Source organism: Geodermatophilus arenarius (assembly GCF_042654585.1).
Lineage (GTDB): Bacteria > Actinomycetota > Actinomycetes > Mycobacteriales > Geodermatophilaceae > Geodermatophilus > Geodermatophilus arenarius.
On the sequence record NZ_JBHSGR010000017.1, the window covers coordinates 50910 to 63677 of the forward strand.

At 75.7% G+C, this 12768-nt stretch carries 12 protein-coding genes; 5 read left to right on the forward strand and 7 right to left on the reverse strand.

Going from position 1 to position 12768, the window contains the following annotated elements:
- Positions 1-8: 8 nt before the first annotated feature.
- Complete coding sequence (locus tag ACFO3M_RS15550) at positions 9-1238, reverse strand: cysteine desulfurase-like protein (RefSeq protein ID WP_387990536.1); 1230 nt, start codon at positions 1236-1238, stop codon at positions 9-11.
- A gap of 98 nt (positions 1239-1336) precedes the next feature.
- Between ACFO3M_RS15550 and ACFO3M_RS15555 the strand changes: the two genes are divergently transcribed.
- A complete protein-coding gene (locus tag ACFO3M_RS15555) occupies positions 1337-1876 on the forward strand; it encodes a bacterial proteasome activator family protein (protein ID WP_387990539.1) in 540 nt (179 codons plus the stop codon).
- A 72-nt stretch (positions 1877-1948) separates the two neighbouring features.
- Here the strand turns inward: ACFO3M_RS15555 and ACFO3M_RS15560 are convergent, their stop codons facing one another.
- From ACFO3M_RS15560 to serS, 4 genes are all read right to left on the reverse strand, one after another.
- Complete coding sequence (locus tag ACFO3M_RS15560) at positions 1949-3589, reverse strand: methyl-accepting chemotaxis protein (protein ID WP_387990542.1); 1641 nt, start codon at positions 3587-3589, stop codon at positions 1949-1951.
- A gap of 69 nt (positions 3590-3658) precedes the next feature.
- Entirely contained in the window at positions 3659-4462 is an 804-nt protein-coding gene (locus ACFO3M_RS15565) for a Cof-type HAD-IIB family hydrolase (protein ID WP_387990545.1), read from the reverse strand.
- Positions 4455-5381, reverse strand: a complete 927-nt coding sequence (locus ACFO3M_RS15570) for an HAD family hydrolase (RefSeq protein ID WP_387990547.1) — start codon at positions 5379-5381, stop codon at positions 4455-4457. The genes ACFO3M_RS15565 and ACFO3M_RS15570 overlap by 8 nt, the downstream gene beginning before the upstream one ends.
- The gene (serS, locus tag ACFO3M_RS15575; RefSeq protein WP_387990550.1) at positions 5378-6670 is read right to left on the reverse strand and encodes a serine--tRNA ligase; all 1293 of its coding nucleotides are present in this window, start codon (positions 6668-6670) and stop codon (positions 5378-5380) included. The genes ACFO3M_RS15570 and serS overlap by 4 nt, the downstream gene beginning before the upstream one ends.
- Positions 6671-6759: 89 nt before the next feature.
- On the opposite strand from serS, the gene ACFO3M_RS15580 reads away from it, so the two are divergent.
- From ACFO3M_RS15580 to ACFO3M_RS15590, 3 genes are all read left to right on the forward strand, one after another.
- Positions 6760-8193 (forward strand): GuaB1 family IMP dehydrogenase-related protein, encoded by a 1434-nt coding sequence (locus tag ACFO3M_RS15580; RefSeq protein ID WP_387990553.1) that lies wholly within the window; start codon positions 6760-6762, stop codon positions 8191-8193.
- Entirely contained in the window at positions 8190-8537 is a 348-nt protein-coding gene (locus tag ACFO3M_RS15585; protein WP_387990556.1) for a metallopeptidase family protein, read from the forward strand. Before ACFO3M_RS15580 ends, ACFO3M_RS15585 begins: the two co-directional genes overlap by 4 nt.
- A gap of 94 nt (positions 8538-8631) precedes the next feature.
- On the forward strand, positions 8632-8967 hold the full coding sequence (locus ACFO3M_RS15590; protein ID WP_387990558.1) for a GroES family chaperonin: 336 nt from the start codon (positions 8632-8634) through the stop codon (positions 8965-8967).
- 90 nt (positions 8968-9057) lie between these two features.
- On the opposite strand, the gene ACFO3M_RS15595 is transcribed toward ACFO3M_RS15590, so the two are convergent.
- Positions 9058-9516 (reverse strand): MarR family winged helix-turn-helix transcriptional regulator, encoded by a 459-nt coding sequence (locus ACFO3M_RS15595; protein WP_387990561.1) that lies wholly within the window; start codon positions 9514-9516, stop codon positions 9058-9060.
- A 58-nt stretch (positions 9517-9574) separates the two neighbouring features.
- On the opposite strand from ACFO3M_RS15595, the gene ACFO3M_RS15600 reads away from it, so the two are divergent.
- On the forward strand, positions 9575-11671 hold the full coding sequence (locus tag ACFO3M_RS15600) for an MMPL family transporter (protein ID WP_387990563.1): 2097 nt from the start codon (positions 9575-9577) through the stop codon (positions 11669-11671).
- A gap of 60 nt (positions 11672-11731) precedes the next feature.
- Here ACFO3M_RS15600 and pheA read toward each other — a convergent pair whose 3' ends face one another.
- Positions 11732-12667: a prephenate dehydratase gene (gene pheA, locus ACFO3M_RS15605; protein ID WP_387990566.1), complete on the reverse strand. Its 936-nt coding sequence runs from the start codon at positions 12665-12667 to the stop codon at positions 11732-11734.
- Positions 12668-12768 lie beyond the last annotated feature (101 nt).

Sequence of the window (12768 nt, forward strand, 5' to 3'; positions counted from 1 at the left end):
GACGGCGCCTAGAGCAGCGCGCCCCGCAGCGCCGCCACCGAGTCGACCACGTAGCCGACCTCCTCGGCGGTGTTGTAGTGCACCAGCCCGAGCCGGACGGCGCCGCCGAGCTCGTTGACGCCGAGCGCGTCGAACAGCTCGCGGGCGTAGAAGTCGCCGTCCCAGGCGCAGATGCCGCGCCGGGACAGCTCGGCGGCCACCTGCCGCGGGCGCATGCCGGGCACGGTGAACGACAGCGTCGGCGTCGTGTGCTCGGGGAAGCCGACCACCTGGACGTGCCGCATGGCCCGCAGCGCCTGGTCCAGCCAGTCGAACAGGCTGGTCTCGTACGCGGCGACGGCGGCCATGGAGGCGCGCAGCCGGTCGCGGCGGCTGCCGGTGGCGTCGTCGCACAGGCCGGCGAGGTGGTCGACGGCGGCGGTGACCCCGGCGTAGAGCTCGAACGGCGGCGTGCCGGTCTCGAACCGGTCGGGGACGCGGTCGGGCGTGGGCAGCAGCCGGTCGGGGGCGAGCTCGGCGAGCAGGGCCGGGTCGGCCACCACCGCGCCCACGTGCGGACCGCACCAGGTGTAGGCCGACACGGCCAGGAAGTCCGCGCCCAGGGCGGCCTTGTCGAGGTACACGTGCGGCGCGGCCTGGACGGCGTCGACGAAGACCAGCGCCCCGACGGCGTGCGCGCGGGCGGCGATCGCGGCGACGTCGGGGCGCGTGCCGATGGCGTTGCTGGCCGCCGTCACCGCCACCAGGCGGGTGCGCGGGGTGATGAGGTCGTCGTACTGCCAGGCGGGCAGCTCGCCGGTCTCGATGTCCACCTCGGCCCAGCGGACGACGGCGCCGACCTGCTCGGCCATCTGCAGCCAGGGCCGGATGTTCGCGTCGTGGTCGAGGCGGCTGACCACCACCTCGTCGCCGTAGCGCCAGGTGCGGGACAGCGCGCGGGCGACCGCGTAGACCAGCGAGGTGGTGTTCGGGCCCAGGACGACGCCGGTGGACACCCCGCCCACCAGGTCGGCGACGGCGGACCGCGCCGCGGCCACCAGGCCCTCGGTGCGCGCCGAGGACGGGAAGACCCCGCCGCGGTTGGCCACCGGCACCCGCATCGCCGAGGAGACGGCGTGCACGACGCTCTCGGGCATCAGCGTGCCGCCGGGGGCGTCGGTGTGCACGAAGCCGTCGGAGAGGCCGGGGAACAGGCCGCGGACGCGCGCGACGTCCAGCCGTGGTTCCCCCGGGTGCATGCGGGCGACCCTAGTTGGGCGCCGCACCCGGACCGCCGCCGCACCCGGCCCCCGCCGCCCGGCGTTCAGCCGGTGACGGCGAGGGGCAGGATGGAGGCATGACGGCACCGGGGAACGGCATGGAGCGTCCGCAGCAGGTCGTCGTCGTGGGTCCCGACGGGCGTCCGGTCGGCACGATGCCCGTGCCCACCGGCGGCCCGGACGGCGACGGCGACGGCCCGCCCACCGTCGGCGAGATGGTCGAGCAGCCCGCCAAGGTCATGCGGATCGGCACGATGATCAAGCAGCTGCTCGAGGAGGTCCGCGCCGCGCCCCTCGACGACGCCAGCCGGGCCCGGCTGCGGGACATCCACACCTCGTCGGTCCAGGAGCTCGAGCAGGGCCTGGCGCCCGAGCTGTCCGAGGAGCTGCGCCGGATCACCCAGCCCTTCGGTGAGGGCGAGACCCCGTCGGACGCCGAGCTGCGGATCGCCCAGGCCCAGCTCGTCGGCTGGCTGGAGGGCGTCTTCCAGGGCATCCAGACGGCGCTGTTCGCCCAGCAGATGGCCGCCCGGGCCCAGCTGGAGGAGATCCGGCGCGGGCGGGCGCTGCCCGGCGGCACGTCCGAGCACCGCCCCGGCGGCGGCCAGTACCTCTAGACGCGACAGCGGCCCGGTCCCGCCGTCCGCGCGCGGACGGCGGGACCGGGCCGCTGTGGTGCGGGCCCTGGGTCAGACCGCGAAGCGGGCCACCGCCTCCTGCAGCTCGCCGCTCATGCGGGCGAGCTCGGCCGCGGCGCGCTGGGCGTCGGCGACCCGGGCGCCGGTCTGCTGGGTGCCGGCGGCCAGCCCGCCGATCGCGGTGGCGATGTCCCGCGAGCCGCCCGCGGCCTCGGCCACGTTGCGGTTCATCTCGTTGGTGGTCGCCGTCTGCTCCTCGACCGCCGCGGCGATCGTGGCCTGGAAGTCGTTGATCTCGCCGATGACGGCGCTGATCCGGCTGATCGCCTCGACGGCGCCGGCGGTGTCGGCCTGGATGGCCTCGACCCGGCGGGAGATGTCCTCGGTCGCCCGGGCGGTCTCCTGCGCGAGCTCCTTGACCTCGCTGGCCACGACGGCGAAGCCCTTGCCGGCCTCCCCGGCGCGCGCGGCCTCGATGGTGGCGTTGAGCGCCAGCAGGTTGGTCTGCTCGGCGATGCCGTTGATCAGCTTCACGACCGTGGCGATCTCCTGCGAGGAGTCGCCGAGCTTGCCGACCGTGCGGGTCGTCGTCTCGGCGACGTCCACGGCCTGACCGGCCACGCGGGCGGCCTCGGCGGCGTTGTGCGCGATCTCCCGGATCGCGGTCTCCATCTGCGAGGAGCCGGTGGCGACGGTGTCGACGCTGGCGGCCACCTCACCGGCGGAGGCGACGACGGCGTCGGTCTGGTCGGAGGCGGCGCGGGAGAACTCGGCGATGCCGCTGGCGGCGGAGTCGAGCCGGGTGGAGGCACCCTGCAGCCGGCCGGCGGAGTCGCGGACGAGCACGAGCACGCCGCTGAGGGAGTCCAGCGTCCGGTCCAGCGAGCGGGCGACCTCGCCGAGCTCGCCGCCGCCGGCCTCGCCGGCGCGGACCCGCAGGTCGCCGCCGGCGACCTTGCCGAGCACCTCGCGGATCCGCTCGACCGGCCGGGTGACGCTGCGGGCGACGAGGACCGCGAGCACGATCGCGACGACCAGACCCAGGGCCATGATCACGAGGGTCAGGGTGCGGGCGGCGGCGTAGGCGTCGGCGGCGTCGGTGGCGGTCGCCTCGGCGTCGACCCGGGCGGTCTCGGTGGCCGCGGCGAGGGAGTCGGCGATCACGGCCTCGTTGGCGTTGAGGCGGGTGATGATCGCCTGCTGCTCCGCCAGGGGCAGGGTGCTGCCGGTCGGGGTCGCGCCGGCGACCAGCAGCTGCAGGTCGGCGAGGTAGGCCTGCGAGGCGCCGACGAACTCCTCGTAGGACGCGCGGGTCTCCGCCGACATGGGCAGCTCGGCCGCCGCGGCGGTGTCCTCGGTGAGCGTCTGCGCGGTCTCACCGGCCTTCTGCTGCGCGGAGGCGCGGCTCTCGGCCGGCAGGGTCACGATGTTGGCCCGCGCGGTGTGGGTCATGAGCTGCCACCAGTCGACCTGCAGCTGCTGCAGGCCGGCCACCGGCAGCGCGCCGTCGCTGTAGACCCGGTCGGCCCGGTCGCTGAGGCTGGCCATCCGGTCGATACCGAAGGCACCGATGCCGATCGTCGTCAGGGCGACGACGAGGATCGCGCCCAGCAGTCGCGTGCGCAGCCCCCACCCTCCCGTCACGGACTCGGCAGGAGGCGTCTGCGGGACGCGGGTCGGGGTGGTGCTCATGTGCTGCCCTCCGTGGCGCGCGATCGGTCGCGTTCCACATCGGCAGCCCGGCCGCGGGCTTGAGCCGGCTCAGAGCGAGGCGAGGAAGGCGGCCACGCCGTCGTCGTCGTTGGTGCCCGTGACGTCGGTGGCGGCGGCGAGCAGGTCCGGGTGGGCGTGCGCCATCGCGACGGCCCGGCCGCCGCCCTCGCGGACCCAGTCGAAGGCCGCGATGTCGTTGGGCATGTCCCCGAACACGACGACGTCGCCCGGGCCGACGCCGTGCCGGGCGGCGACCCGCGCCAGCCCGGTGGCCTTGGTGACGCCGCGGGCGGAGATCTCCGCGAGCGCGTCGGACGAGGAGTTGGTGACCGTCGCGCGGTCGCCGACGACGTCCTCGACCAGGGCGACGAACTCGTCGCGGCCCATGTCCTCGTGGCGGGCCAGCAGCTTGGCCGCGGGCACGGCGACGATCTCCTCCAGCGGCGCCTCGGCGACGCCGGGCGCGTCGACGTCCCAGCGCGGCCGGTAGACCGGCTCGTGCCGGAACTCCAGGCCGTACTCGACGGCGAACCAGGTGTCCGGCCGCACCCGGCGCAGGCCCTCGGTGACGTCGGCGAGCACGGCGGGCGGGAGCGCCTCCTCCTCGAGGATCTCGAAGGTCTCCAGGTCCAGCAGCACCGCGCCGTTGCAGCACACCGCGGTGCCCCGGCCCAGGACCTGACGGATGCGGTGCATCCACCGCGGCGGGCGGCCGGTGGCCAGGACGACCGGGACGCCGTCGGCCCGCCACCGCTCCAGCTCGGCCACGGTCGCCGGGCTCACGGTGTCGTCGGAGCGCAGCAGCGTGCCGTCCATGTCGCTGGCGATCAGCCGCGGGCGCCAGTCAGACACCGGCCAGCACCGCCTCGAGGTAGCGGGCCACGCCGTCGGCGTCGTGCCCGCCGGTGCGGCCCCGGGCGGCCGCGCGGACGGCCGGGTGCGCGTTGGCCACCGCGACCGCGTGCCCGCCGGCGTCGGTGACCGCGCCGATCATCGGCAGGTCGTTGGGCATGTCCCCGAAGACCAGGACGTCGCCCAGGTCCACGCCGTGGTGGTCGAGGGCGACGGCCAGGCCGGTGGCCTTGGTGACGCCCGGCGGCAGCACCTCGATGAAGCCGAGGCCGGCGTGGGTCAGCTCGGCCTCGGCCGGGTCGACGACGCGCCGGGCGCGGGCCAGCAGCTCGTCCTGCCCGAGCGTGGACGAGCGGAGGAACACCTTGAGCACCGCCCCCTCGGGGAGGACCGAGTGCCGGGGCAGCAGGTGCGCGGGCTCGGGGTAGGGCCAGTCGAAGCCGTGCTGCACGCGCAGCGCCGCCCGGGCCTCGGCCTGCTCGGCGGCGTCCTCGACGGCGAGCACGAGGTCCCCCGCCACCTCCTCGATCCGGGCGACGACGGCCTCGGCCTGCGAGCGCGGCAGGCCCACGGTGCGCAGCACCTCGTCGCGCTCGAGGTCGACGACGTAGCCGCCCTGCGCGAGGACGGCGATGCCGCGGCCGCCGAGCGCCGCCCGCACGCTGTCGACCAGCCGCGGCCCGCGGCCGGTGACCCCGACGACGGGGATGCCGGCGGCCCAGCAGGCGTCCAGCGCCGCGCGGGTGCGGGGGCTGACCTCGCCGGAGGAGTCGAGCAGGGTGCCGTCGAGGTCGGTGGCCACCAGGCGTGGCCGCCACGTCCCGAGCTCGTCGAGCACGCCGCCGAGGTCGACGACGTCACCGGCCTCCGGCACCGCCGCCCCGGGGACCGGGAGCGCGGCCGGCGGCTGGCTGCTCACGCGGGCACCGGCGCGGCCAGGGTCATGCCGGGGGCGAGGACCTCGTGGCCGCCCAGCCACGGCCGCAGCGCCGCCGGCACGTGCACCGAGCCGTCCGCGCGCTGGTGCACCTCGAGCAGGCAGGCGATGGTGCGGGCGATGGCGCACAGCGTGCCGTTGAGCGTGGCCGCCGTCCGCGGCCGCCCGTCCTCGTCGCGGTGGCGGATGGCCAGCCGGCGGGCCTGGAAGGTGGTGCAGTCCGAGGTGCTGGTCAGCTCGCGGTAGGTGCCCTGGCTGGGGAACCAGGCCTCGATGTCGTACTTGCGGGCGGCGCTGGTGCCCAGGTCGCCGGCGGCGATGTCGACCACCCGGTAGGGCAGCTCGAGCGCCTGGAGGAACTCCTCCTCCCAGGCGAGCAGCCGCAGGTGCTCGGCGGCGGCCTCCTCGGGCCGGCAGAAGCTGAACATCTCGACCTTGTCGAACCAGTGCACCCGGATGATCCCGCGGGTGTCCTTGCCGTAGGAGCCGGCCTCGCGGCGGAAGCAGGACGACCAGCCGGCGTAGCGGCGCGGTCCCGCCGACAGGTCGAGCACCTCGTTCGCGTGCATCCCGGCCAGCGCCACCTCCGAGGTGCCGACGAGGTACAGGTCGTCGCGCTCGACCCGGTACACCTCCTCGTCGTGCTCGCCGAGGAAGCCGGTGCCCTCCATCGCCTCGGGCTTGACCAGCGCCGGCGCGACGACGGGGGTGAACCCGGCGGCCACCGCGCGGGTGATCGCCAGCTGGGCGAGGGCGAACTCGAGCAGCGCGCCGGGGCCGGTGAGGAAGTAGAACCGGGCGCCGGAGACCTTCGCGCCGCGCTCCATGTCGATGGCGCCGAGCGCCTCGCCGACCTGCAGGTGGTCGCGCACCTCGAAGTCGTAGGACGGCACCTCGCCCACGGTGCGCAGGGTGACCGCGTCGTCCTCGCCGCCGGGCGGGACGTCGTCGTGGACCACGTTCGGGATGGCCAGGTGGGCCTCGCGCAGCGCGGCGTCGGCCGCGCGCTGGGCCTCCTCGGCCTCCTTGACCTGGGCGGCGAGCGCCTTCGCCCGCTCCAGGACGGCGGGGCGCTCCTCCTTCGACGCGCCGCGCACCGCCTGCGAGGCCGCCTTCTGCTCCGCGCGCAGGTCGTCGGCGCGCTTGACGGCGGCGCGGCGGGCCTCGTCGGCGGCCAGGAGCGCGTCGACCCGGGACTCGTCGGCGCCGCGGGCGCGCTGGCTGGCACGGACGACGTCGGGGTGCTCGCGCACCAGGCGCAGGTCGATCACGCCTCGATCGTAGGTGGGCCGCCGGTGATCACCCCGCGCACGCGACGACGTGCACCCCGCGAGGGGCAGGGGCTGGGACACTCGGGGGCATGCGGTTCCTCGACGGTCAGCGCCCGCCCACCGACCTGACCTACGCCGACGTGTTCATGGTGCCCAACCACAGCACCGTCGGCTCCCGGCTCGAGGTCGACCTGACCACGCCGGACCGGGTGGGCACGACCATCCCGGTCGTCGTCGCGAACATGACCGCCATCAGCGGCCGGCGGATGGCCGAGACGATCGCCCGCCGCGGCGGCCTCGCGGTGCTGCCGCAGGACATCCCCGTCGACGTCGTCGGGGAGGTCGTCTCCTGGGTGCACGCCCGGCACCCCGTCTACGACACCGCGATCACCCTGTCCCCCGGCTCGACCGTGGGCGAGGCGCTGTCGCTGATGACCAAGCGCGCGCACGGCATCGTGGTGGTGGTCGAGGACGGCGTGCCCGTCGGCGTCGTCACCGACGGCGCCTGCCAGGGCGTGGACCGGTTCAGCCAGCTCTCGCAGGTCATGGCCGAGCACCCGCTGACCATCCCGGCCGGCACCGAGCTGCCGAAGGTCTTCGACGTGCTGTCCGAGGAGCGGGTCAGCGCCGCGCCGGTGGTCGAGGGCGAGCGGCTGGTCGGCGTCATCACCCGCAAGGGCGCGCTGCGCTCGACGGTCTACACGCCCGCGGTCAACGCGCAGGGGCAGCTGCTCACCGCGGCCGCCGTCGGCATCAACGGCGACGTCGCGGGCAAGGTGTCCGCGCTGCTGGCCGCCGGGGTCGACGTGCTCGTCGTCGACACCGCGCACGGCCACCAGGAGAAGGCGGTCGAGGCGGTGCGCGCGGCCCGGTCGGTGGCCGGGTCGGTGCCGGTGGTGGCGGGCAACGTGGTCACCGCCGAGGGCACCCGCGACCTGGTCTCGGCCGGGGCCGACGTCGTCAAGGTCGGCGTGGGCCCGGGCGCCATGTGCACCACGCGGATGATGACCGGCGTCGGCCGGCCGCAGTTCTCCGCCGTCGAGGAGTGCGCCGCCGAGGCCCGCCGGCTGGGGAAGCACGTGTGGGCCGACGGCGGGGTGCGCCACCCCCGCGACGTCGCCCTGGCGCTGGCCGCCGGCGCGGCCAACGTGATGGTCGGCTCCTGGTTCGCCGGCACCTACGAGAGCGCCGGGGACATCCACGACGACGGCAGCGGCCGGTTGTACAAGGAGTCCTTCGGGATGGCCTCGGCGCGCGCGGTCAAGGCGCGGACGGCGCAGCAGAGCGGTTTCGACCGCGCCCGCGCCGCGCTGTTCGAGGAGGGCATCTCGTCGTCGCGGATGTACCTCGACCCCGCCCGGCCCGGCGTGGAGGACCTGGTCGACGGGATCGTCGCCGGGGTGCGCTCGTCGTGCACCTACGCCGGGGCCCGCACCGTCGACGAGTTCCACGAGCGGGCGGTGGTGGGGGTGCAGAGCACGGCCGGTTACGAGGAGGGCCGCCCCCTGCCCACCAGCTGGTGAGGCCGCTCCCCCGGGAGGTCTTCGAGTCCCTGGTCGCCGACGCGCTGGACGCGGTGCCGGCCGACCTGATGGCCCTGCTCGACAACGTCGTCGTGCTGGTGGAGGACCGCAACGAGGACGAGCCGGACCTGCTGGGCCTCTACGAGGGGTACGCGCTGACCGAGCGCGGCTGGCAGTACGGCGGCGCGCTGCCGGACCGGATCATGATCTACCGCGAGGCCATCTGCGACGTCTGCTCGACCGCCGAGGAGGTGGTCGAGGAGGTGACGGTCACCGTCGTCCACGAGATCGCCCACCACTTCGGCATCGACGACGAGCGCCTGCACGAGCTGGGCTGGGGATGACGGGAGGACCCCGTCCCCCTCACCCCCCGCACGCTCGGGGCGGGCCCCTGGACGGGGCCGTTCCAGCACCTCACCACCGCGTACCGTGATCACCGTGCCATCCGACGTCGCCAGGGGCAGCGGGCTGCCGATCAAGATGCTGCACGACCGGATCCTCGTGGCCCTGCGCAGGGAGGACGGGGAGCGGCGCTCGACCGGCGGCATCCTCATCCCCGCGACCGCGCAGGTCGCCAAGCGGCTGGTGTGGGGCGAGGCGCGCGGCGTCGGCTCGAGCGTGCGGCAGGTGAAGGTCGGCGACCAGGTGCTGTTCTCCCCCGAGGACCAGCACGAGGTCGAGGTCCACGGCGAGGAGCTGATCATCCTGCGCGAGCGCGACGTGCACGCCGTCGCCGCGGAGCGGATCGAGGAGTCCACCGGCCTGTACCTCTGACGCCGTGTGCACGCACCGCGGTCCGCGGGTGGGCCGCGGCACGGTGCGTGCACACGCGGAGGACGGCGCCCGGTCCGCGCGGGTCACTCCCTAGGCCCGGGCGTGGCGGGCCACGACGTCGGTCATCGCGGTCAGCCAGCGGCGGACGACGGCGACCTCGGCGTCGGTGAAGTCCTCCAGGGCCGCGAGCAGCTCCCGCTGCAGCCCGCCGAAGTGGGCGGCGCCGGCAGCCGTCGTCGGCGCGGTCATCTGCAGGACGACACGGCGCCGGTCGGCCGGGTCGCGCACGCGCTGCACGTGACCGGCCCGCTCCAGCCGGTCCACCAGCGCGGTCACCGACGCCGAGCTCAGCCCCACCGCGGCGCCCAGTCCGCCCGCGGTCAGCGGCTCCCCGGCCCGGGCGGCGTCCATGATCGCGATGACGGCGCGGACGTCGGTGCGTCCGAGACCGTGCCTGTCGGCGAAGCGTTGTCCGACGGCGTCGAGTTCCACCGTGAGCCGCCGCAGCAGCAGGGGGACCTCCGCCCGCTCGCCGTCGTTGCGCACCATCGACCCACCCCCTAATGTCTCGAACACCGAGATTATCGGCCCCCGAGAGGATCTCACCATGGCCCGTCGGGTCCGCTGGTTGCTCCCCCTGCTCGTCCTGCTGGCCTGGCTGGGCGCCGCCGGCCCGCTCGGCTCGCTGAGCGGGCAGCTCACCGGCCTGCAGGAGAACGACACCGCCGCCTTCCTCCCCGACAGCGCGGAGTCCACGCGCGTCGCGGAGCTCTCCCAGGCCTTCTCCCCCACCGAGGCCATCCCGGCGGTCCTGCTGTGGGAGGCCGACGGGCCTCTCGACCCGGCCACCCTCGACGCCGTCGGGCGGGCGCTCGCCGAGGCCACCGCGGTCGCCGAGGACGCCGGCGCCCTGGCCGGGCAGGCCTCGCCGCCGATCCCGTCGGAGGACGGCGAGGCGGTGCAGGCGGTGCTGCCGCTGACCCCCGAGCTGGGCGACGAGATCGTGGCCGTGGTCGAGGACCTGCGCGCCGCGATCGCCGTCGACGGCACCGACGCGTTCGTCACCGGACCGGGCGGCATCTTCGCCGACTTCGCGAACGGCTTCGCCGGCATCGACGGGCTGCTGCTGGCCGCGGCCTTCGGCGTCGTGCTGCTCATCCTGCTGGTGGTCTACCGCAGCCCGCTGCTGCCCTTCCTGGTCATCGGCACCGCCGGCCTGGCGCTCACCGCGGGCAACGCGGTCGCCTACCTGCTCGCCGACGCCGACCTGATCACCGTCAACGGCCAGAGCCAGGGCATCGCGGCGATCCTGGTCGTCGGCGCGGCCACCGACTACGGGCTGCTGCTGGTCGCCCGCTTCCGCGAGGAACTGCAGCGCGAGCCGTCCCGGTTCACCGCGATCCGCGTGGCGCTGCGCCGCTCGTGGGAGCCGATCGTGGCCTCGGGCGCGACCGTCGTCCTCGGCGTCCTCTGCCTGCTGTTCTCCGACCTCGCGTCCAACCGCGGGCTCGGGCCGATCTCGGCGGTCAGCGTGGCGCTCGCCGTCGTCGCCGCGCTCACCTTCCTGCCGGCCGCGCTCGCGCTGCTCGGGCGGGCGGCGTTCTGGCCGTTCCGCCCGCACGTCGGCGACCAGCCGCGCGAGGGCCGCGGGTGGCGGCGGGTCGCGGCGCTGGTCGGCCGCCGGCCGCGGCGCGTCCTGGCCCTCAGCACGCTGGCGCTGGTCGCCGCGGCGGTGTTCGCGCCCACGTACGACGCGAGCGGCATCACCTTCAGCGACGCCATCCGCGGCGGGTCCAACGGCGTCGACGGGCAGGAGGCGCTGGCCCGCCACTTCGACGCCGGCTCGGGCAGCCCCACCGTCGTCGTCACGCCGGAGGGGACGTGGCCGGGGGTCGCCGAGGTCGCCGCGGCCACCGAGGGCGTGGCGTCGGCCGTCCCGTTCACCGGCGGCCAGCCGGGCGGCGACCCGCTCGTCGTCGACGGGCTGGTGCGCCTCGACGTCACCCTCGCCGTCCCGGCCGACAGCACCGAGGCCATCGACGTCGTCCAGGACCTGCGGTCCGCGCTCGACGACGCCGACCCGGCCGCGCTCGTCGGCGGCGACACCGCGAGCAACCTCGACGCCCGGGAGACCGCCGCGCGCGACCTGCGCGTGATCGTGCCGAGCGTGCTCGTGGTGATCACCGTCGTCCTGGCGCTGCTGCTGCGCTCGCTGGTGGCGCCGCTGCTGCTGGTGGCGACCGTGGTGCTCAGCGTCGGCGCGACGGTCGGCGTCGCCGCGCTGCTGTTCGACGGCGTCTTCGGCTTCCCGGGCAGCGACCCCGGCATCCTGCTCATCGGGTTCGTGTTCCTCGTCGCCCTGGGGATCGACTACAACATCTTCCTCATGACCCGGGCGCGGGAGGAGTCCGCGCGGCACGGCACCCGCGACGGCGTCCTGCGCGCGCTGGCCGTCACCGGCGGGGTCATCACCAGCGCCGGGATGGTGCTGGCCGCGACGTTCGGGGCGCTGGCGGTGCTGCCGCTGCTGTTCCTCACCCAGCTGGCGTTCCTCGTCGGGTTCGGCGTGCTGCTCGACACCTTCGTCGTCCGCTCGCTGCTGGTGCCGTCGGCGGTGGCGCTGCTCGGTGACCGCACCTGGTGGCCGAGCCGCCTGTCCCGCCGCCGCGCCACCGCCCCCGAGCGCGAGCTGGAACCCGCCTGACCGCCCCTCCGCAGGGACCCGCCGCGGGCCTGCGGGCGGTGGGGGCAGGAGGGTCCTCCGTCAGACCTCGCCGGCGCGCAGGCGGGCGAGCCACTCGCCCGCCTCGGTGAACCTGGCGTCGGCGGCCTCGGCGGGCACCGGCCGGTTGGTGCGGCCGTCGGCGCGCGGGTAGGAGCCGAGGAAGCGCACGTCCTCGCAGACCCGGTGCAGCGCGGCCAGCGCCTCCCCCACCCGCGCCTCGGCGACGTGCCCCTCGCAGTCCAGCGAGAACGAGTAGACCCACAGCCGGTCGCGGGTGGGCCGGGACTCGATGCGGGTGAGGCTGATCCCGCGGACGGCGAACTCGCGCAGGACGTCGAGCAGCGCGCCGGTGCGGTCGGCGACGACGGCGACCAGCGAGGTCTTGTCGTCACCGGTCGGCTCCGGCAGCGCCCCGGGGCGGGACACGAGCACGAAGCGGGTGACCGCACCGGGGAAGTCGGCCACGTCGTCGGCCAGCGGGACCAGCCCGTACCGCTCGGCGGCGATCGGCGCGCACACCGCGGCGTCGGACCCGCCCTCGGCGACCGCCCGGGCCGCGGCCGCGGTGGAGGAGGCCGGCAGCGTCGGGACGCCGGGCAGCCGCTCGGCCAGCGTGCGCGCGGTCTGCGCCAGCGCGTGCGGGTGGCTGACGACGGCGCGGACGTCGCCGAGCCGGGTGCCCGGGCGCGCGGCGAGGACGAAGGAGACGGGGAGGAACACCTCGCGGGTGATGACCAGCGGGTCGCCGTCGGTCAGGCCGTCCATCGTGGCCGGGACCGAGCCCTCGACCGAGTTCTCCAGCGGCACGAGGGCGACGTCGGCGTCCCCGGCGCGGACCGCCGCCAGCGCGGCCGCGACGCTGGCCGCGGGCCGGCGCACTCCCTCCCCGGGGGCAACGGCGCTGCTCAGCGCGGCTTCGGCGAAGGTACCCTCGGGCCCGAGATAGGCGAACCGCGTCGGAGGCGTCTGGGGCACCCGACGAGGGTAGTGCGGTCGGGCCGGGGCGCAGTCCGGGTCCGGGGGGAACTGCCTCGCCGCCGGCCCGTGCGGCCGGCCACCCGGCGTCGAGGAGGAGG

What these genes read in the sequence shown, in the direction of transcription:
- ACFO3M_RS15550 (WP_387990536.1), bottom strand. Translation starts at nt 1,238, where the DNA reads ATGCACCCGGGGGAACCACGGCTGGACGTCGCGCGCGTCCGCGGCCTG.
- ACFO3M_RS15600 (WP_387990563.1), top strand. Translation starts at nt 9,575, where the DNA reads ATGGCCCGTCGGGTCCGCTGGTTGCTCCCCCTGCTCGTCCTGCTGGCC.
- ACFO3M_RS15555 (WP_387990539.1), top strand. Translation starts at nt 1,337, where the DNA reads ATGACGGCACCGGGGAACGGCATGGAGCGTCCGCAGCAGGTCGTCGTC.
- ACFO3M_RS15560 (WP_387990542.1), bottom strand. Translation starts at nt 3,589, where the DNA reads ATGAGCACCACCCCGACCCGCGTCCCGCAGACGCCTCCTGCCGAGTCC.
- ACFO3M_RS15595 (WP_387990561.1), bottom strand. Translation starts at nt 9,516, where the DNA reads ATGGTGCGCAACGACGGCGAGCGGGCGGAGGTCCCCCTGCTGCTGCGG.
- ACFO3M_RS15580 (WP_387990553.1), top strand. Translation starts at nt 6,760, where the DNA reads ATGCGGTTCCTCGACGGTCAGCGCCCGCCCACCGACCTGACCTACGCC.